Source organism: Spirosoma sp. SC4-14, assembly GCF_037201965.1.
GTDB lineage: Bacteria > Bacteroidota > Bacteroidia > Cytophagales > Spirosomataceae > Spirosoma.
In genome coordinates this window covers 5,386,881-5,407,612 of sequence record NZ_CP147518.1, presented here as the reverse complement: position 1 = coordinate 5,407,612, position 20,732 = coordinate 5,386,881, and the positions used below count along the sequence as shown (strand labels likewise).

18 protein-coding genes are annotated in these 20,732 nt (G+C 48.6%); 10 read left to right on the top strand and 8 right to left on the bottom strand.

Annotated elements, in window-relative coordinates; genetic code table 11:
* Positions 1-51 precede the first annotated feature (51 nt).
* Positions 52-846, bottom strand: a complete 795-nt coding sequence (locus WBJ53_RS22080; RefSeq protein WP_338870182.1) for an alpha/beta hydrolase — start codon at positions 844-846, stop codon at positions 52-54.
* A gap of 171 nt (positions 847-1,017) precedes the next feature.
* Here WBJ53_RS22080 and WBJ53_RS22075 point away from each other — a divergent pair, with 171 nt between their 5' ends.
* The 4 genes from WBJ53_RS22075 (at position 1,018) to WBJ53_RS22060 (ending at position 2,877) form a co-directional block, all read left to right on the top strand.
* Positions 1,018-1,275 carry a hypothetical protein gene (locus WBJ53_RS22075; RefSeq protein WP_338870180.1) on the top strand — a complete coding sequence of 86 codons (258 nt, stop codon included), beginning with the start codon at positions 1,018-1,020 and terminating at the stop codon, positions 1,273-1,275.
* Between the two features lie 14 nt (positions 1,276-1,289).
* Entirely contained in the window at positions 1,290-1,538 is a 249-nt protein-coding gene (locus WBJ53_RS22070) for a hypothetical protein (protein WP_338870178.1), read from the top strand.
* Positions 1,539-1,708: 170 nt separating this feature from the next.
* Positions 1,709-2,098, top strand: coding sequence for a DoxX family protein (locus tag WBJ53_RS22065; protein WP_338870176.1), 390 nt, complete (start codon positions 1,709-1,711; stop codon positions 2,096-2,098).
* A gap of 71 nt (positions 2,099-2,169) precedes the next feature.
* The gene (locus WBJ53_RS22060) at positions 2,170-2,877 is read left to right on the top strand and encodes a hypothetical protein (protein ID WP_338870174.1); all 708 of its coding nucleotides are present in this window, start codon (positions 2,170-2,172) and stop codon (positions 2,875-2,877) included.
* A 61-nt stretch (positions 2,878-2,938) separates the two neighbouring features.
* Here the strand turns inward: WBJ53_RS22060 and WBJ53_RS22055 are convergent, their stop codons facing one another.
* On the bottom strand, positions 2,939-3,460 hold the full coding sequence (locus WBJ53_RS22055) for a hypothetical protein (RefSeq protein WP_338870172.1): 522 nt from the start codon (positions 3,458-3,460) through the stop codon (positions 2,939-2,941).
* A 139-nt stretch (positions 3,461-3,599) separates the two neighbouring features.
* On the opposite strand from WBJ53_RS22055, the gene sufB reads away from it, so the two are divergent.
* Positions 3,600-5,078: a Fe-S cluster assembly protein SufB gene (gene sufB / locus WBJ53_RS22050; RefSeq protein WP_338870170.1), complete on the top strand. Its 1,479-nt coding sequence runs from the start codon at positions 3,600-3,602 to the stop codon at positions 5,076-5,078.
* A 163-nt stretch (positions 5,079-5,241) separates the two neighbouring features.
* Positions 5,242-6,273, top strand: coding sequence for an endonuclease/exonuclease/phosphatase family protein (locus WBJ53_RS22045; RefSeq protein WP_338870168.1), 1,032 nt, complete (start codon positions 5,242-5,244; stop codon positions 6,271-6,273).
* 60 nt (positions 6,274-6,333) lie between these two features.
* On the opposite strand, the gene WBJ53_RS22040 is transcribed toward WBJ53_RS22045, so the two are convergent.
* Positions 6,334-7,332, bottom strand: a complete 999-nt coding sequence (locus WBJ53_RS22040) for a glyceraldehyde 3-phosphate dehydrogenase NAD-binding domain-containing protein (protein ID WP_338870166.1) — start codon at positions 7,330-7,332, stop codon at positions 6,334-6,336.
* Positions 7,333-7,525: 193 nt separating this feature from the next.
* On the opposite strand from WBJ53_RS22040, the gene WBJ53_RS22035 reads away from it, so the two are divergent.
* Positions 7,526-8,131, top strand: coding sequence for a 2,3-diphosphoglycerate-dependent phosphoglycerate mutase (locus WBJ53_RS22035; protein WP_338870164.1), 606 nt, complete (start codon positions 7,526-7,528; stop codon positions 8,129-8,131).
* 47 nt (positions 8,132-8,178) lie between these two features.
* Here the strand turns inward: WBJ53_RS22035 and WBJ53_RS22030 are convergent, their stop codons facing one another.
* The 4 genes from WBJ53_RS22030 to WBJ53_RS22015 all read right to left on the bottom strand — a co-directional run bounded on the left by WBJ53_RS22030 (position 8,179) and on the right by WBJ53_RS22015 (position 14,890).
* Positions 8,179-9,144, bottom strand: a complete 966-nt coding sequence (locus tag WBJ53_RS22030) for a kelch repeat-containing protein (RefSeq protein WP_338870162.1) — start codon at positions 9,142-9,144, stop codon at positions 8,179-8,181.
* A 90-nt stretch (positions 9,145-9,234) separates the two neighbouring features.
* A complete protein-coding gene (locus WBJ53_RS22025) occupies positions 9,235-10,146 on the bottom strand; it encodes a DUF1080 domain-containing protein (RefSeq protein WP_338870160.1) in 912 nt (303 codons plus the stop codon).
* A gap of 153 nt (positions 10,147-10,299) precedes the next feature.
* Complete coding sequence (locus tag WBJ53_RS22020) at positions 10,300-13,932, bottom strand: M1 family aminopeptidase (protein WP_338870158.1); 3,633 nt, start codon at positions 13,930-13,932, stop codon at positions 10,300-10,302.
* Positions 13,933-13,996: 64 nt separating this feature from the next.
* Positions 13,997-14,890, bottom strand: coding sequence for an ABC transporter ATP-binding protein (locus tag WBJ53_RS22015; protein ID WP_338870156.1), 894 nt, complete (start codon positions 14,888-14,890; stop codon positions 13,997-13,999).
* Positions 14,891-15,161: 271 nt separating this feature from the next.
* Here WBJ53_RS22015 and WBJ53_RS22010 point away from each other — a divergent pair, with 271 nt between their 5' ends.
* Entirely contained in the window at positions 15,162-15,641 is a 480-nt protein-coding gene (locus WBJ53_RS22010) for a hypothetical protein (RefSeq protein ID WP_338870154.1), read from the top strand.
* A 132-nt stretch (positions 15,642-15,773) separates the two neighbouring features.
* Here WBJ53_RS22010 and WBJ53_RS22005 read toward each other — a convergent pair whose 3' ends face one another.
* Complete coding sequence (locus WBJ53_RS22005; protein WP_338877218.1) at positions 15,774-16,958, bottom strand: asparagine synthetase B; 1,185 nt, start codon at positions 16,956-16,958, stop codon at positions 15,774-15,776.
* Between the two features lie 257 nt (positions 16,959-17,215).
* On the opposite strand from WBJ53_RS22005, the gene WBJ53_RS22000 reads away from it, so the two are divergent.
* Both WBJ53_RS22000 and WBJ53_RS21995 read left to right on the top strand, forming a co-directional pair.
* Complete coding sequence (locus WBJ53_RS22000; protein WP_338877217.1) at positions 17,216-19,792, top strand: M1 family aminopeptidase; 2,577 nt, start codon at positions 17,216-17,218, stop codon at positions 19,790-19,792.
* Positions 19,789-20,721 carry a helix-turn-helix domain-containing protein gene (locus tag WBJ53_RS21995; RefSeq protein WP_338870152.1) on the top strand — a complete coding sequence of 311 codons (933 nt, stop codon included), beginning with the start codon at positions 19,789-19,791 and terminating at the stop codon, positions 20,719-20,721. Before WBJ53_RS22000 ends, WBJ53_RS21995 begins: the two co-directional genes overlap by 4 nt.
* Positions 20,722-20,732 lie beyond the last annotated feature (11 nt).

Below are 20,732 nucleotides of genomic sequence, written 5' to 3'. Positions count from 1 at the left end.
AAAGCAAATCGCTGACTCTATGTTATGCACATATTAAGGCTAGACAATTCGCTACTGCTTCAAAAACGCTACTACGGCCTGGGCGAACTCCGGTGTGCGCATGGCTCCGCCGTGATCGCCCGGAACAATAACCAGCCGAGAGCCTGGAATGGCATCGACCAATGTCTTAGGGTCGCCATTGTCCATGTCTTTGTCGCCATTGACAACAAGTACGGGTATGTTGATATGGGCTAGTTCCGCACGGGTCGTAACAGGCTGGAACTCCTGCAAACGAGCCAGCACGACGGTGTCGGCTCCCGACTTTTTGGCATAGTCGATAGCGCCCTGCAATTCGGGATGACTACCTGGTTTGATCAGTGCTTCATGAAAATTCTTACGCCGAATCCAGTTCGGGTCTGAGAAATCGACACTGATGCCGCCCATTACGGCCCGATCAATCTGGTTGTCCATCGTTAGCAATTTTGCCGTCAGAATCGCCCCGCGCGAATAGCCAACCACATCGTAATGCTTCAGATTCAAAAGCTTCATTAGTGCCATCACATCTTTCAATTCGGCATTGTCGCGGTAGGCTTCGGCCGAGTGAGGTTTGTCGGAGAGTCCATTACCGCGCAGATCGAGTGTGATTACTTTGAAGCCCGCATCGGCCAGTGCCTGCCGGGTAGCCGAGCGTTTCCAGCTTTCGCTGGTACTGATAAAGCCATGCAGCAATACAACCGGTTTGCCCTCACCAATAATGTCGTAATGAATTTTGGTGCCATCGAACGAGGTGAACAACGGCTCCCGGCTGGCCTGGCCGTATACCGCAACAGAAAATAAAACACAAAGCAGAGCAAACGTAGACTTCATCGGTAGTATTGGTTAATTGGTCAAAAGTCATTGGAATTTCGTCTCTTAACAAAGGCAAATGATCAATGCCTGATGCTTGTTGACCCGTATTCTGGAAAGCAAATAACGGAATAAGTTTAACCTTTCCCATAGGCTATGGGTTTATGTTTCATAAGTCAAAACCCAACAACTATGACTATGGTAATGAACCCAATGTACGATGATATAGAGCTGATTGGCTCGCGTATTGGCCGTGTCGATCCCAATAACGTTCGCAATCAGAGCGGGGCGGCTATTGAAGACGGTGATGACGAGGAAGAAGTTGTCGAGAACGAAGAACTCTATGACGAGCCTGTGGATGAAGACGGCGATCCTACCGGCGAACACGATCATCATCAGGATGATAACTATGCGCTGGGCGGACACGTTACACGATCGGGTGGAGTATAAGCTAACGCACGACCATGAACTCAGACGACAATAAAAATTATAACCCGGCCGACGACGACAATCAGGGTGTCGTGCAGCTACTGGCACAGAGCGAAGAAGCCAATGCAGGCATACCCCAGGCCAATTACATGAACCCGGCCAGAATGCAGGGGCCAGAGCCCGAAAAAGCAGAGGTCGATGGCATCGACTCTGTTGGGATAAATGACGACCTGCTGGCGGAGGAAACCGTTGAAGAGGGTAATGCTGACGAGGAAGAAGAATGAGCAATAAGTAACGAACGCTGGCTATTATCTTTGTCGGAAGTCATCATTATGTTTCTACTGTTCTCATGGCCTGCTTTGATTAATTGTTGTTGGTGTAGTCAATTTGCCTTTCCCAATAACAATTGACCAGGGTTCAGTACTGAGTTCATTGCTCATTCTATTTCAACAGTATGTCTAACAATCAATTGGCCCAGTTGGTCATTCGTATCGGGCTGGGTATCAATATGCTCATGCATGGGCTTGTCCGGATTCCTAAACTGACAACGTTTGTCTCAAAAACCGGAGCGGGATTTTCCACTACCATTCTGCCAACTATCCTGACCAATGCCTTTCTGTATACGCTCCCCTTTCTAGAGCTTACCTGTGGCCTTATGATTCTGCTCGGTGGTCAATTTATCCGTTGGGGGTATGCATTGGGTGGTGCCATTATCGCTCTGTTATTATTTGGCACAACCCTGAAAGAAGACTGGGGCGGAGCTGCCAACCAAATGATCTATGTCATAGCGTTTTATATGGCGTTGCGCGGACTCGATAGCAGTAGCCGCAGTAGGCATCGTTGATTTTTTTTCGATTTATTTTCCAACGCTTGTGCTACCGGCCGAATCAGTATGGGAAACAAATCGAGTTCATAATGAAATCAACGTTAATGGTAATGACCGTTCTTACGGGCAGTTTATTGACTTTATCCGCTTGCAAAGACAATGACATTTCATCACAACCAGGACTACCGTATCAATCTAATTTTCAGCAGGGCCAGGATGGCTGGATAGCCGACATTTCGGATTATGGCGTTGCGCAGGACACCAGTATGCGGTTTAAATCGGCCCGAACCGGTTTGCCTGCTCCGCTCGACACAACCCGCCAATCGCTGATGCTCGAAAGCATGAACCGCAGCGATGACGCGTTTATGTTTCTGAAGAAAAAAGTGACCGGCCTCCAGCCTAACAAAGACTATTCGCTGGTATTCGATATTGAACTGGCCTCGAAATACTCAACCAATTCGATGGGTATTGGCGGTTCGCCGGGTGGTAGTGTCTGGGTAAAAGCAGGCGCTACGGGTGTTGAACCCATGAAAGAAAAGCAGAATGAGTTTTATTCGCTCAACATCGACAAAGGCACCCAGAATAACGATGGCAAAGACGCTATTCTGCTCGGAAACGTAGGGATTGGCGACGACCAGCCCGAAACCTATAAACTCATTACGCGATCGAATGCCGAAAAACCGTTTACGGCTCGTAGTAACGACAAAGGCGAACTGTGGTTACTGGTTGGAACAGACTCTGGTTTTGAAGGATTAACGACACTCTACTATAGTCAGATCAAGGTGACTATCAACTAATTTCTGATTTACTCAACGAACAGGCCGACCGTTAATGCTCCGTAGCTTACTGGTCGGCTTTTTAATTGCATTTGCCGATGGCCGTAACTTTATTTTGATCCAGCTCCCAGCAGTTACCATATACGTCAGCATAGCGGATGCGTAAATGAAACGAACTATCGGCCAGCATAGACGCGACTTGGCTAATAACTGTGTCGTTTTTGCTGACAAATAGTACATCTGTGTTTTCGCCAGATTTAAAAACATCCCCAGGGGTTACATCAGTAAACCCTTTCCCTCCACGCGTATTTTTGCCAATATACTCAAGGAAAAGCGGTTTGGGCCGCTTGTATGTTCTGCCTCTGTAGATCAGTTCGAAGCTTTTAATTATAGCTGGTCCAACCCCTTTATTTTCGAATCCGAAGTGCAGCTCCTGATCGAAATTAGCGCCCATTGTCTGTATATAGGGCCATACTGATGCATACTGTTGTTCACGATCGATTCTGGTTTGAAAAATTGAGACGACCAGAGCCGCCAGACTCAAAAAAGTAGCCGAAATACCAAGCAACAATTCAATGTTGACAGATCGTTTAGGAGCATCCATATCAGAGAGAATAGCTAGAGACAATGCCCGAAATAACGGAAAGTTTCCGATATTTGTCCAACCTGCCAGGAACATACCCACCCGGCCTTTTGTTAAAAAAATACCACGACAGTTCAAAACTTCGTGATTAACCGAAACTATGAGCAAGGACGCTGACATTTTAGAAAGCATAACCAACGCCGAATATAAATACGGATTCGAGACGCTGATTGAGGCCGATGAGGCCCCTCCTGGTCTTGATGATGATATTATTCGGTTCATTTCTGCCAAGAAAAATGAACCAGACTGGCTACTGGAAAGCCGGTTGAAAGCATTTCGTTTATGGCAGGAAATGACCGAACCCCATTGGGCTAATGTGAACTACCCAAAAATTGACTACCAGGCCATAAAATATTATTCGGCACCCAAGCAGAAGAAAACGGTCAATTCGCTCGACGAAATTGATCCTGAACTGCTCGATACTTTCAACCGGCTTGGTATTTCATTAAGTGAGCAAAAACGACTCGCTGGCGTTGTCGACGGGCCAACCGGCGAGTTGCCACGGGTTGCTGTTGATGCCGTAATGGATTCGGTTTCGGTAGCCACTACCTTCAAGAAAGATCTGGCCGAACGGGGTATTATTTTCTGCTCGATTACGGAAGCCGTTCATGAACATCCCGACCTGGTGAAAAAATACCTGGGTTCGGTTGTGCCAGCCAAAGACAATTACTTTGCAGCGCTCAACGCGGCCGTGTTTACCGATGGCTCGTTCTGCTACATCCCGAAAGGTGTTCGCTGCCCAATGGAATTGTCGACTTATTTCCGGATCAATGCCGCCGGTACGGGGCAGTTCGAGCGGACGCTGATCATTGCCGACGAAGGCTCCTATGTGAGCTATCTGGAAGGTTGCACCGCACCCATGCGCGACGAAAACCAGCTTCATGCCGCCGTGGTTGAACTGATTGCCCATGCCGATGCCGAAATCAAATATTCGACCGTGCAGAACTGGTATCCGGGCGATAAGGACGGGAAAGGGGGGATTTATAACTTCGTGACCAAGCGCGGTATCTGCGAGGGCCGGAACTCGAAAATCTCCTGGACACAGGTCGAAACGGGCTCATCGATTACCTGGAAATATCCGTCGGTGATTCTGAAAGGCGATAACTCAATTGGTGAGTTCTATTCGGTAGCCGTTACCAACAATATGCAACAGGCCGATACGGGGACTAAAATGATCCATATCGGGAAGAACACAAAAAGCCGGATTGTATCGAAAGGTATTTCGGCGGGCAAGAGCCAAAATTCCTATCGCGGTCTGGTGCAGGTTATGAAACGCGCCGAAAACGCCCGTAACTATTCGCAGTGCGACTCGCTGTTGCTGGGCGATAAATGTGGGGCGCACACATTTCCCTATCTGGAAGTAAGCAACCCCTCGGCAACGGTCGAGCACGAAGCAACCACCTCGAAAATTGGTGAAGATCAACTGTTCTATTGCAACCAGCGCGGTATTCCAACCGAGCAGGCCGTAGCTCTGATCATTAACGGATATGCTAAGGAAGTACTGAATCAACTACCGATGGAGTTTGCCGTAGAAGCACAGAAACTGCTGGCAATCAGTCTGGAAGGTAGTGTTGGTTAAGTTCTCGTTTCTTTATAGATTGAAGCCTCTGCGGAAACGTAGGGGTTTTTTTGTGAAAATCTTTTGCTCTCTATTAATTAACGAAGAACGGAACGATTTACTCGCACTAAAGACCTTTCTGTAGTAATTGTACTAACGATTAATTCAACAATCGGTAAACACTGTGACAGTTTCCACTCCCTCCCGCAACATACGCTCCCGATCATCACGAATATTACTTAATGCTCAGACCATTAATCGCTGGCTAACGATTCTTTCGATTAGCCTGGCTGGCTGTGCGCTAGTTGGGAAATTGCTGGGGCAACTCTATTTCTTTGAGTTATTCAGCCACTTTGCCATTCAATATGAGTGGCTTTCCTACGGCTTTCTTGCATTCTGGCTAATCTACAGGCGCAGCTTTCGTAACGCTGTGGAGCCATTAACGGGTTTTGTGCCAATTGGGTTGCTCCTTATTACGGCTTATGTAAGCCATACGACCTGGACACCGGGCGATTATAGCGATCCTATACCGGCGCCACAAGGCGATGTGCGCGTTCTCCATGCCAATGTGTTGTATTCGCGGGAAGAATATCGCACTACGGTTGCTATGGTGACCCGGCAAAACCCCGATCTCTATGTGTTGCAGGAAATGACTCCTGATCCTATCCGGTTCGTGACCAGCCAGTTACGCACAGAATACCCATACTGGTTTGCCTGCCGTTCCAAACAGCAGGTCTGGACGCTGGTAGGTAGCCGAACCCGTTTTCGGGTTGAGAAAGCACTGGCGTTGCAACAGCATATTATTTCGCTAACTACCCAGATTCGTGGCAAAAAGATGGCATTAGTGACCGTTCATCCGCATACACCGGTTATTCCGAGTTGGTTCCGTGAGCGAAATACCCAACTGACGCGGGCAGCCCACGAAACACGCACTGGCTCACGGCCGACAGTTTTGATCGGTGATTTCAACATCAGTCCGTTTTCGCCGATTTACAAAACGATTTTCCAGGCTGAAAACTCCACAGCAGAAAAAGGCGCGTTAGTGGCTGCCCGTACAAAAAAAACGCAGCCAACCTGGCCGCGTTTTTTTCCGCCGATGATGATTCCAATCGATCATGCATTCGTGAATGCAGGCTTTAAGCCCCAGCTATTTCGAACGCTCTATCAGCCGGGTTCCGATCATCGGGCTATTGTTGTAGACTTAACATTTAACTAGAAACGCAAAAGGTTCTGAAAACCTTTTGCGTTTAAATACTACATCTTGTGGCAATCAGCCTTATTTCGATGCAAGGTGCGCAGCCACTTCGGCCAAACGGGTAGCATAGCCCCATTCGTTGTCGTACCAGGCGGCAACCGAAAGCAGGTCGCCCTGTTTAGCAGTCAACGGGAGGTCAACAATCGACGAGTGCGGATCGGCAACAATCCGGTTCGATGCCCATTCGCCTTCCAGCACGTCCATCACCCCATTTAACGGGCCTTCGGCAGCGGCTTTCCGGAAGGCTTCGTTCACTTCTTCTACCGAGCAATCTTTTTCGGTCAGCAGGTTCAGTTCGGCAATACTACCCGTACGCACCGGTACCCGATATGCTTTTCCCGTAATTTTCAGGTCAGGCCAGATAAACTTGAGCGCTTTTGCCGCTCCCGACGACGATGGAATCACGTTTTCGGCGGCAGCCCAGGAGTCGCGCCGGTCTTTCATGGGCTGGTCGGTCAACGACTGCGTATTGGTATAGGCGTGTACGGTAGAGAACAGGCCGGATTTAATTCCGAAGTTTTCTTTGATCACTTTCACCACAGCCGCCAGTGCATTGGTCGTACAACTGGCCATGCTAATAATTTTGTGTTTCTCTGGGTCGAACGTGTCGAGGTTGATGCCTTTTAGCAGCACCGCATCGCAGTCGTCGAGGGTTTTGCTGGCCGCGCTGATCAGTACTCGCTTGGCACCCCGGTCTATGTGAGCCTGCGCCACCGACCGAACGGTTGCCCGGCCAGTGCAATCAATAACCAGATCGACGCCCATAGCGCCCCAGTCAGGAATTTCTTTAGCCGAATTGTAATACGGAATATCGCGATCCCCAATTTTCAGGTGACCTTCGGTGCCGCTGACAGGCTCGTGCCAACGGCCGTAGTTGGTATCTACGGCAAAAAGGGCCGCCAGCGTCGATTCATCTTTAATATCGGCAATAGCGACAGGAGTAAACAAATTATCGCGCAGGGCGATTCGGAGAGCTGTACGGCCAATACGACCGAAACCAAACAAAGCAATTTTGCTCATAATAATTGGTTGGTATGTGAGGAATAAAATGCCGGTTTAAACAAAGAATCGACATTGAGATTAGCTCAATTGAACAACACGGTAAAGCAGGTTGCAGTTTCAAAAAAAACGGCTTAATAATTTAGTAATACTCTAAACCGCGAACACTTTCGGCTTTCTGCTTGTCTATCAGATAAAACCAGTCACCCACCTTATGTCACTTTTGGTCATCGTCCGACACGGACAATCGCAGTGGAATCTCGAAAACCGATTCACCGGAAATGTAGATACGCCCTTAACGGAGCTGGGGCGTCACGAAGCCCGCGAAGCGGGTGTGCTACTAAAAGACGAGCATTTCGACGTTGGCTTTACGTCGGTGCTGCAACGGGCCATCGAAACGATGAACATTATTTTGCATGAAATTGGCCAGGAAGGGTTATCTATTGAGCGCAGTGCGGCTCTCAACGAGCGTATGTATGGCGATTTACAGGGAATGAACAAGCATGAAGCCGAGGGACGATTTGGTGCTGAACAGGTGTTTCAGTGGCGACGTAGTTACGATAACCGACCACCCAATGGCGAAAGCCTGGCCGACACCTACCATCGGGTGATTCCTTATTTTGAATCGGCTATTCTGCCTTGTTTGCAGGCAAATAAAAATGTGCTGGTTGTAGCCCATGGCAATAGTCTGCGGGCTTTGCTGATGAAACTGGAATCAATCAGTCCGGCCGATATTGAAAAAGTAGAACTAGCCACGGGTATACCACGCCAGTATACGTTCGATCTGGCAACAGGAGCGTTTGCATTACGACCTAAATAAAACCCTCAGAGCCATATTGCGGCTCCGAGGGTTACACTCTTAAACGGTTATTTCATTACTTCAACCGTGTTCAGTTCGGGCCCTCCACCGTGGTTAGCCGAACCGGCTACGATGTAGATTTTTCCGTTATAAACAACGGCCTGTGTGCCGTGTCGCCCTTCTTTCAGTTTAGGGCCCGACATCCAGCGATTGGTTTTGGGGTCGAGGGCTTCGGCTTCGCTATGAGCAAGCAATTGCGGGCTTTCGCCACCAATAATCCAGACTTTGCCGCCCTGCGTAACGGCCGTTCCACCAGCGCGCTGGGTCGGAATATTTGAACTGGATGGAAGTGTTTGCCACTGCCCGGTTTTGAAATCGTACACATCGACCTCTGGAATGGTCGTTTCCAGCACTTTATTGATCCGGGCGGTTGAATTTCGGCCACCGGCCAGATAGAGTTTATCGCCAACAACAGCGGCCGAAATATGGTCGCGGGTGCGGGGGGCATCGGCCAGTTGTTTCCAGGTGTTTGTTTTGGGGTCGTATTCGTCGAGCCAGGCAACATGGCCATCCCAATGGCCATCCATAATGCCGCAGGCCATATAGATTTTGTTTTTATAGACAACTACGCCCGCTGAACCGCGAAGCCGTTCTTTCGGAATTTCGGGCCCTTTTCGCCATTCGCCTTTTTTCGGATTGTAGATGTAAATATTCGGAATCGGGGTTTCGTGAGGGTATTTTCCTTCAAATGCCCCCATCACATAGATTTCTCCATTGTAGTTGATGGCCTGAAAATGATTCATTTCCAGAGGTGGAGCAGGAAGCCGTTTCCACATAAGTGTTTTTAGGTTTAGGGCTTCCACTGGTTTTATACCTCGTCCGCCAAGGGCATAGAGGCTATCGCCGACCAGTGCGGCTGCATTTTCATGGCGTTTCTCACAGGAATTCTGCGTAGTAACCGGTTGCCATTCCTGACCATATGTGACAACGCTAATGGCCAGCAGCCCAAACAGGGAAAGTAGAGGTGATTTCATAGGAGGGGAGATGGTTTACGGTATTCGGTTTACGGTGGCTCTGCCTGTTAGCATACATCCTTCTACTGCGGAGCAACCGTAAACCGAATACTATTTATACCGACAGGTTGTGTTTTTAGATTTGACGTAGTACGATTTGTAATTCAAGGCTTTAGGGTCGGTGCAGCCTTCCAGGTTCAGGACTTCAACAGTTTTGAAATCAATAGGATGGCTTTCAGCCTGTAGGGCAATGTAGCCCGTACTTAAAGGCGTGTTGGCCCGGCTGATCCAGTAGTTGGCGGCTTCTTTGCTAAAATGACCCGCATTCCAATCGTGGTCGTGACTCACAAAACCACCTCCTATCTGCGGTTTTTCATACGTCAGGACCGTATCCCGACCGATGAGATGATGAACGATGGAGTCGCCCAGCACAATAGCCGAAGCCGTTACCCACTGATCGCCGTTATAGGTTTTGGAGTCGGAGTCGATGCAGTGTTCGGCCCGAAGTTTACCGTTCATATACACCTGCGTGCCGGGCGTGCAGAGATTAGCCGTGTGCCGTTCTCCTTTATCCAGGCCACCGAGCAGTTGTACTTCCAGCGATACCGGAAAGGTTTGATCAAGAGAATTACTGGCTGCCGATTGCGAATGAACCATGACGCCACTGTTACGAACGTTCCAGGAATCGCCACCGGGTATTTGGTTACCTACAAATCGATACGTAAACCGGACGATATAATACGAGAACGGCTTTTTGTAGTACATGTGCCCATATTTACCATCGAAGGTTTTGTATTGATCGTAGGCGATTCGCAGGATGCCATTTTCTACGCGGAAGGTGTTTTTATAATTATTGTTCAAGGGAAGGCCCGCAATTTTTATCTCCCAGTCGCGCAGGTCTTTTCCGTTGAAGAGTGGGATCCATTCTTCTTTATCTGCTTTTGCGTTAGACTGGGCCACAACGGGCGGTATACCGATTAAAAGAAGGATAACACAGGCGATTAAACGGATAACTACATTCATAAAGTAATGATTTGGGCCTTATGGCTGAAAAAGGCTCTTAATGGGGCGTAGTTACTGTAAAGGTTGTTCAAATAATTAGTTGCGCAGAAGATAAGCCTTAGCGCCACTAACGAGCTGAACAACCTTTTGCAATCGGTCTGGATTAGTCGTTTATTATAAGTTGTCGACCCGTTTTACATTATCGTCGGGCGAGCGGTCAACCAGAAAATTAACGGGATCGATTCCGGCTTCAAAGGGTTCTTCTTTCACAACAAACGTATACGTTCCGGCTTTTTGCCGCATACGTTCGCGTCGAATGGCCAGAAGCTTACCTTGCTTTTTGCCTTTGGCTGGTTTGCCGTATACACCTACATCGATCAGGTCGTTCAACGTGGTAGGTGCTTCACGACCCAGTGAGTCTGCGTAAAACTTTTCGGCTTGTACGGCTACCGTTACTTCATACTGGCCGTCCGGGCGTTTTTTGGCGGTTGCGGCCGTGGCCCGGTTGTTGAAAATGGTGATACGCTCAAACTGGTCAGTAATGACCGACTGCAGCGAATCGGGTGTTTGCTGGCGGAATAGATCGACCAGATTGTAAGAAACCGGATACGGTGGCTGCCGATAGGCATATTGCTCAATCAGCGTTTGCAGCGCCTTATTTACGGCGCGTTCGCCGATCAGTTCTTTCAGGTAATACATAACCGCACTGCCTTTATTATAATGAATGTATCCCTGGTTTTCAACTCGCTCCAGAGGGACCTCCTTAAGCGATTCGGTTCCGCGCGAAGATAGATAACGGTCCATTTCATACTTCAGGAAACGCTTCATCCGGCTTTTATCGTACGCTTTTTCCATCACCATCAGTGCCGAATATTGGGCCTGTGTTTCCGAAAGCATAGTGGCTCCCTGCATATAGGCACCCACTACCTGATGAGCCCACCACTGGTGTCCCATTTCGTGGGCTACCACATACTTAACCATGTCGATATCTTCTTCGGGATCGATACGGGAAATAAAGCCGATACTTTCTGAATAGGGCATCGTGCCGGGGAAAGCCTGCGCAAAACTGGCGTACCGGGGAAACTCAATGATTCTTGCCTGTTTATGCCGATAAGGGCCAAAGTGCTCGGTATAATACGCTAGTGATCCTTTAACCGACTCAACCATATCCCGTACGTTATAAGGGTGCTTTTTGTCGTAGTAAACTTCTACATCGATGCCGTTCCATTTTTCACGAGCTACCTCATACCGTGCCGAAATAAATGAATAGAAATTGAGCGATGGATGATCGAGTTTATAGTGGAAATACCGACGGGGTTTACCGGTTGAGTCGTTTTGTTTCCATTCTTTAAGTAGTGAGCCGGGCGCAACAGCAAGCTGGTCGGGTGAGGTACTGATTGTTGTTTCGACCATAACCCAGTCGGAGTTATTGCTTAGGTAATTGTTCATGCAATCGCCCGTGCAGTTCCGTTCCAGTGCAGGCATACGGGCTTTTTCGGGTAAATCGTACTTTTTACGGTCGTTTTTGTCCGACAATTCGTATTGCTCCTGATAACCAATTTGCGGAGCAATATCAAAATTGTCGAAAAAAGAGCCGTTCTGGTTAATCTGTTTGGTATACTGTACTTCGTTTTCGAAGCCTTTCGTACGTTTTCGGGTGGTGAAACGCAGGTGTATTGAGTCGCCAGGAGCTAATGCCGGGCTAAGTTTGTAGATGCGGTATTGTAACAATGAATCATTTAGCGATAGGGTTGCACGATCGAGTCTGAGGCTATACGCTAACCGGTTGGGTAGCACAATATGGACCGAATCAATCGGTTTTTCGGTTCGATTGACAAGCATATAATCACCATTGACAACTAGATTTCGCTCGCCGGGATAGACGTCGATACTATAGTTTATGGTGCTAATTCGGGGTTGCAGGTGGTTTGCATACCGTTTGTATTTCTTTTCGTAGGCGACCTGCTGTTTTTCCTGCACTTTACTCGTCTGATAGTGGTTCAGCACATTGGTGTTATAGAAAATAAACCCGCCTACCAGTAGTAGTGCTGTCGCTAAGCCTGCCAATACCAGCCGATTGGGACCAACCAATGCCTGCCTTGCTGACCGGAACCGGGCGCGCCAGGCCATGTCTTTACCTCTTGCCCAGAACAGAATCGCTACCATACTCAACACAGCCGCCCACAGTAGCCAATAAATCCGAAACCAAGCCAGCGATACAACATATGGGCCCCAGCCGTTCATGTCGGAATATCGATAATTGGGAGAGGCATTGTACTGCACAAGATTACTCTGGATATCCAGTGGTGTCCAGGCATATGCATTGGCAATGAGTAGCGCAATCACCGCAAAAAAAGCAACATATTTGTTGTTGAGTAGTGTATGCGTCAGCATGGAAAGGATAATGATTGGCGCATAGCGAAGCATATCGATGAGCAGAAATTCGACCAGATACTGACCCAGTTCCAGATTAGAATAGCCCATCAGAAGCTGAGTCGTAATACCGGCCAGAATACACAAAAGCTGAATGATGGCAACAATGCCCAGCATAGCCAGAAACTTGCCAACAAACACCGACCAGTTCCGATGAGGCATGGCATCATAAATCTGATCGAGATCGGCGTCACGCTCTTTCCAGATAATAGCCCCGGAATAGAAAATAATGATGGCGAATAGAAACAGCGAAATTGTGCCGCGAATGAGTTGAATAACCTGATAGGTGACAGGGTATGAACTCAAACCGTAGAATTTCCCTGCATATTGCAGCGAAAAGCCCATGTTCAGCAATCCGGCAAACAGAATAACAATGAACGCCGTCCCTTTAACCGTTCCCCAGAAGTCGGTTTTGAATACTCTCGTCATTTGTGTCCATTGTGCCGACCAGCCATAGTGCAGGCTAACGCGGGGCAGAGGCTGCAAGGGTTTGAAAACAGCTTTCCCGATGTCTGCTGCACTTTCGGCAATGGCTTCGCTACGTTTGCGGGCTTTTTTAACTTTCTCTTCGAACGAGAATCGTATGAAGGTGACTCCCAGCAACAATAAACCAACGCCAACCCAGATCGATCGGTTGATCAGTTCGGGCAGATCGGTCAGACCCACCGAGCGGCTATTCTTCTCGCTAACGGTCCAGTATTTAGTAATAAGCTGGAATGGCCCGTAGCCCAGGGCATCGAAGTATACGGCCAGATGCTCATTCTCTACATCACCCAGAAAAGTACCTGCAATCAGTTGCGCTACCAATAACACAATTGCGCCAATAAAGGCCGTAATGGAGGAACGTGTCAGAGATGCCAGCATAAAAATAAATGCACCCGCCAGAAACGTATTCGGTATGGCAAAGATCAAAAAGCTGTTCAGATGGGCCGACCAGACAATTGGGCCATAGCGGTCGGCGTCGGTTGCACCCGTTGCCTGACCAATCCAGGTACCTAGAATGATGCCAATAGAAATGCCCAGAAAGGGAATGAGCGACACCAGAAATGAGCCTAAAAAACGCCCGGCGAGGTAATCAATTTTACGGATGGGCGACGAAAAAACAATTTGGCTCGTTTTATATGTGAAGTCGCGAATGGCAGCACTCTGAACAAATGCTGTTGTCATGAGCAAAGCAAAAACACACCAGATGCCGTATTGATTCTGAATTACATACGGGGAGTTTTTGTAGATATTGCCAAACGTGCCGCCAATGGTCAGGTCGTCGGAAGCGGCAGCCCAGGCAAACATCAGCACATTGACAAGCAGAAAAATGTATACCATTGGCTGACGAAGCCAGTAGCGTATTTCGAACGTAAACAAGTGTAGAAACATGGAGGCAAGCGGGTTGGCACGCCAGGGACGTGGATGAAACAGAAAAGTCGACAGATGCCTATCGTTAGCGCACCATCAGCGCATCGTTCTGAATAGTCGAAAAGAATACGTCTTCCAGATCAGGCTGGGCGGCCACAAAGCCCGTTGCGTCGGCATCGGGAGCCAATTCGCTATAGATATGTACCAGCGGCTTACCTGCTACCAGTTTGCTCGATATAACGTTATAGCGTTCCTGATAGAGGGGTAGTTCACTTTTGGTTATCGACTTCTCCCAGATTTTTCCTTTCAACTCCTCTACCGACGCGGTGGGCGATCCACTATACAAAACGCGCCCCCGATGAATAATAGCCATATTATTACACAGCTCCATAACATCCTGTACAATATGAGTAGACAGGATTATAATCACATTTTCGCCAATTTCTGACAATAGGTTGTAAAAGCGATTCCGTTCGCCAGGATCAAGACCAGCCGTGGGTTCATCAACAATAATCAGTTTAGGATTCCCAATAAGGGCCTGCGCAATGCCAAACCGTTGTTTCATCCCGCCCGAGTAGCTACTAACGGCTTTTTTGCGATGTTCATACAGATTAACCCGGTGGAGCAGAGCCTCAACCAGTTCTTTCCGCTCACGGCTATTGGTGATCCCTTTTAAAACGACAAAATGGTCCAGTAAGTCCGTAGCCGAAACTTTTGGATAAACCCCAAACTCCTGCGGCAAATAGCCCAGTACGCGCCGTACCGCATCTTTTTGATTGAGTAAGTCGAGGTCATCTAATTGGGCGGTACCCGTATCTGCGTCCTGCAGAGTAGCCAGTGTGCGCATTAGGGTCGATTTGCCGGCCCCGTTCTGGCCAAGCAGGCCATACATACCCATTGGAATGGTAAGCGATACATTGTCTAGTGCCTTAACGCCGTTAGGATACGTTTTGGATAAGTTCTGAATAACTAGCTGCATAGAAAGGAGATTAGGTGCTTTAGTCAAAAATAACAATGAGTTACTGGATCGATTAATTTTTAGGTTAAGTGGTTGTAAACCATGCCTAAAAGGCTACGAAATTCGTGCCGATACGAATCGGGAATAAATTTATCTGATTGAGGAGATTAACAGGTGTCCCGACCTATAGAGTATAGTTTTGTTGTCGGCGATTACAAATAGGAGGCATTTTTCGGAAATTTGTTTACTTGGAAGTGGGCTGACCGGGAATTGCATGGATGGTATAAAGGATATGGAACAGAATACGAAAAACCTGTTTCGTTGGGTAGGTAGGCTGGTGAAGGTTTTGGCATTCACTGTACTGGTGCCTGTTGCTATTGTTATGCTCGATTTAGCAGCTATGTTCTTTTCAACGCCTATTCCTGATACGCATACCGAACTGACAAACCTGGCTGACGATACTACGTTTTATGTGGGAAGAGAGACAACTAGCAATAGGGAGGCTGGTGGCTATTTGTCAGTACGGGCAATTGGCGAAGTCGATGGGCCAGGGGCACTTATCTTGGTCGAGTATCTTAGCCATCCAGCAGTAATGGTTCGATGTGAGTTACCAAACGGTAAGGTAAATCAGGTCTGGCATGGCGACTTTTATGAGACTCGGGCAAAGATTTCTTTTCTGCATAATGGTGCCCGAAGTGGCAAACTGAAGCTGGATATTGTGTTTTCTTTACCTCCTGAGGAATGGAAACCGAGAAACGCTGCCTTAAAATAGTTTGCTGATGTTCTGATAGGGTCTTATTTACACCGTGCCCCAACGAACTCCTACTAGCATACCTATATGAGTTTGTGTATATCCTGACGTTTATCGCACAAAAAAGGAGCCTTAGCGACTCCTTCATCCGATCTAGGTCTTACGTTTCTTTTTCCGGGCCGATGGGAATAACACGTTATTCAGAATCAGTCGGTAACCTGCCGAGTGGGGGTGGAGGTTCAGGTCGGTAGGGTTACGAAAGCCACCACCACCACGCACACCCTCAGGATCGTGACCACCGTAGAATGTCCATTGGCCCCGGCCCACTTCCCCATAAATGTATCGGTCGGAGGTTTTGCCTTCGCCCATAACCAACGTACTTGGTTTCACCGCACCTTTACGGAAGGCTGTCGTCTGGCCAAAAAACTCTTTGATGATGTTTTGGTGATTTTGGGTTAGCATCGACGGAATGACGTCCCATTTAGCCGAAAAATTGAACAGTTCAAAGAAACCACTTGCCTGGTCGTAGCCACGTCCGCCCGCCGAGTTGATGTCGGAGAATGTCGAAAATCCCCGGTAGCCATTATCCGCTTCGAGCGTAAAGTTGCCGAACGCCAGTGTTTTCGAGAAATCGAGCTTATCCTGTGCATCAGGATCGACACCGTCGCCGTCGTAAACACTACTGACAATATCGACGCCATCGGCCGCCAGTGCTATATCGAGTGTTTCGGCGGCCGAACACATAGCGAAGAGATAGCCGCCACCCGCGCAAAACTCTTTAATGCCTTTGGCTACAGCCAGCTTCATTTGCGATACTTTCGAAAAGCCATACTTACGGGCAATTTCTTCCTGGGCTTTAATATCGGCCAGCGACATGCGATGCATATTGCGGCCATACTGGCCCGTAAAATCTTCGTGGTGGAGGTGAAGCCAGTCATACTTGGGCAATTCACCTTTGAGTATTTCTTCGTCGTAGACCAGCTCGTATGGAATTTCGGCGTATGTCAGCACCAGCAATACCGCATCGGTATTCTCAAATTCGGCCGGACCTACCTTAGCGGGCGAATAGACAATAATTTTGGCCGCTTTTTGGAGTGTAACCACATTCATATTCAAATCCGGATCGGCCAGTTGCTGTTTGATAGAAGCCGCTTTGGCGTCGGATATGACCTCGAACGAAACGCCCCGAACCCGACATTCGGTCTCAACAGCCTGCGTTTGCTTCATCATAAAACTACCGCCCCGGTAGTTGAGCAACCAATCGACATCCTCATTGTCCTTTAGTACTTTATAAGCAATACCATAGGCTTTGAGGTGATTGCTCTGCTGATCGTCCATCGGAATCAGCACGGAATTGGCTCGGCAGAGCAGCCAGGGAGAAAAAAACAGAAAAAAGAGAGCAATTAGCCGAATTTCAATCCGAAAAGTAACAGGCCGTTTCATAGTGTGCATTATTTTTGACCTAATTCTTCGTCATGGGTAGTCGTTAGTCATTGGCCACAGAAAATACATACAACTGACTAAAAACTCTCTGTACTCTGTGGCTAATAACAAATAACTAATGACTAATTACCAATGACCAACAACTTCCTATGATGCGTTACGGTATTACTGCACTTCTTCTAGCCATGTTGGGGAGCCAACTGCCTGCCCTGAGTCAATCACCAGCCGTCGAAACGGGTGTCTCGCAGATGCTGGCCAAAGCCCGGAAACAAACCATCCACGATGTGGCTTATGCTTTAAAGTTCGACATTCCTGCGCAAAAAAACCAACCTATTCCAGCGACTGAATCAATAACGTTTAACTGGACCAAAAACGCATCGCCAGTTCAAGTTGATTTTAAGGAAGAACGCGCTCATTTGCAGACGGTTTCTGTCAATGGAAAGTCCGTTTCTATTGTATTCCAGAGCGAACATCTGCTGATTTCTACTGCTTTTTTGAAGCCGGGATTGAATACAATTTCAATTCGGTTTACGGCCGGGAATTTATCCTTAAACCGGAACGACGACTATCTCTATACTCTGCTCGTTCCCGACCGCGCCCGAACGGTATTTCCCTGCTTCGATCAGCCCGATATGAAGGCTAAATTCCAGCTATCGCTGACAATTCCCGCCCACTGGCAGGCCATGACCAACGCGGCCGTCAACGATTCAACTACGGCCGGTGATCGTAAAACCATCCGCTTTCGTCAGTCGGAAGTAATTCCTACCTATCTATTTTCATTCGTTGCCGGGAAGTTTACGCCCGTTAGCCGAATCCTCGACGAGCGGCCTATGACGCTTTTCCACCGCGAAACCGATACCGCCAAAATTAAGCTAAGCCTTGACCTGATTTTTAAACTCCATGCCGATGCCTTGAAATTCCTCGAAGACTACACGCAGATTCCGTATCCGTTTCAGAAATTCGATTTTGTGGCCGTTCCCGATTTTCAATACGGCGGTATGGAACACGTTGGGGCCATCGACTACCGGTTGTCGAGCCTGTTTCTCGACAACGGGGCCACCCGAGACCAGAAACTATCGCGGGCAACGCTGATTTCGCACGAAACGGCGCATATGTGGTTTGGCGATCTGGTAACGATGCGCTGGTTCAACGATGTATGGCTGAAAGAAGTATTTGCCAATTTTATGGCCGATAAAATTACGGAAGTCTCCTCCGAAGCGTCGGACCGCCCCGAATCCAATTACGATCTTCAGTTTGTGGTCGATCATTTTCCGGCCGCTTATGGGGTAGACCGTACCGAAGGCGCGAATCCGATTGGCCAACCGCTGGCCAATTTGCAGGAAGCCGGAACTCTTTACGGGGGCATTATCTATCACAAAGCTCCGATCATGATGCGCCAGTTGGAACGGTTGATGGGAAAAGCCGCCCTGCGCGATGGTCTGCGTGAATACCTGAAAAAGTATGCATTCGGCAATGCGACCTGGAACGATCTGATTTCGATTCTGGATACACACACACCTGCCGACCTGCAAGCCTGGAACAAGGTATGGGTAAATGAAGCCGGACGACCAGCCTTCTCGTATCAGTTCGACAAACAGAACGGTAAAATCAGCCGGTTTGTCATATCGCAACAGGGCGAAGATGGGTCTAAACGGTTGTGGCCGCAGGGATTCGAAGTGGCGCTGGTCTATCCCGATCATGTCGAAGAGCTAACCGTTAATATGAATCAGCCGCAGGTTACGCTGGCCGAAGCGGCTGGCAAACCGGCTCCGTTGTTCGTTGTTTTCAATTCGTCGGGGCAGGGCTATGGCGTGTTTCCGGTCGATACGGCTATGATTCCGCAACTGGCAACCATCAAAAATCCGGTAACGCGGGCGGCTGCTTACATCAATTTGTATGAGAACATGCTGTCGGGAAAGCTAATCACGCCCGCGCAGTTAGCTTCTGTATATCAATCCTTGCTTGCCAACGAATCGGAAGAACTGAACCTGCGGTTGCTGACCACCGAACTGGCCAGCATTGTCTGGGATTATACCCGGCCCGAAAGCCGTCCGGCGCTGGCTGTTGCCGTTGAACACAATACCTGGCAGGCCATGGAACGGGAAACGAGTGCTGGTAAGAAGAAACTTTTGTTTCGGCTATACCAGAACATTGCCCTCAGCACCGAAGCCCGCAACGGGCTGTATGCAATCTGGCGCGATCAGAAAGCACCGGCAGGCGTAACCCTCACCGAAGACGACTACACCAGTCTGGCTCTGGCGCTGGCCGTTCGCGATTATCCGGCAGATGGCATTCTGGCCAAGCAACTGACGCGTATCAAAAACCCGGATCGGAAGAAACGGCTGGAATTTATGATGCCTGCCCTATCGTCGAACGTAGCGGAACGGGATCAGTTTTTTGCGTCGCTGGCATCGGAAGCCAATCGCGAACACGAAGCCTGGGTAACGGCGGCACTAGGGTATCTGCATCACCCGCTGCGGGCCGAAAGCTCCGTCAAATACCTGCCTAAGAGTCTGGAATTGCTGGAAGAAATACAGCGAACGGGCGATATTTTCTTTCCTGAATCGTGGCTCCGGTCAACCTTGTCGAGTTATCAGACACCCGAAACCGTGCGACTGATCCGCAAATTTCTGGCCGACCGCCCGAACTATAATCCCCGATTGAGAGCGAAGCTCTTACAGGCGGCCGATGGGCCATTCCGGGCGAGTAAGTTGTTGTATTCGCTATGACACCCAGCGATCTTTTTCCAGCCATTAGCCCGGCAATGGCCCGTGAACTTTTCCTGATCAGAGATGCGTCGTGGGCCGATCGATTTAAAGAAAATTTCAATCAGTTTATCGTTGCGCCACTGGAATATAGCTGGCCAGTTATCAGGCTGCCGCTGCCGCCCTCACGCACCAGCAACCATGCCCTGATTATGGTCAATAGCGGTCGGGTCGACATTACGATTGGCCATCAAGCTTATACGCTTCGGTCGCAGGAACTGGTCATTGTGCCCGCACTTCAGATTTTTACGCTCCATACCATTCAACCCGATTCGGTTGGTTTTATGTCGTTTATCAGTCAGGAGTTGATTTTAAGTGCGGGTAGTGATATCGATTTTGATTTTTTGAAATTGACAGGCAATCCGTACATCCGTTTATCGGATCAGCAAACGCAGTTTGTTCATACGATTCTGACTCGACTCACTATCGAATATCAGGAAAACGGAGCAACAAAACCTGAGTTAATCCGGCCGTATTTGCTGGCCCTGTTTGCCGAAATCGACCGGGCGTATATTGGTCCGATGTCAGCTAAAACCGACATGGGCGAACGACTTGTTCAGCGCTTTATGGATTTGCTAACGATCCGTATTCGCGAAACCCGATTTGCCAGTCAGTATGCCGATTGGCTGGCCGTGAGCCCGAATTATTTGAACAAGGTAGTGAAAAGCCGAACCGGTAAATCGCCTTCCGTCTGGATCGATGAACGGGTTGTGCTGGAAGCTAAAGTATTACTTGTACAGTCGGATTTGACCGTAGCCCAGATTGCCCACGAAATGGGCTTTCCAGATCAGTCGACTTTTGGAAAGCTCTTTCGAAAATACACGAGATTAACACCCACTCAATTCAGGAGCCAGTTTGTAGGAAATAAGGCAGTTATGAGCAATACAACATAACCTTAAACAAA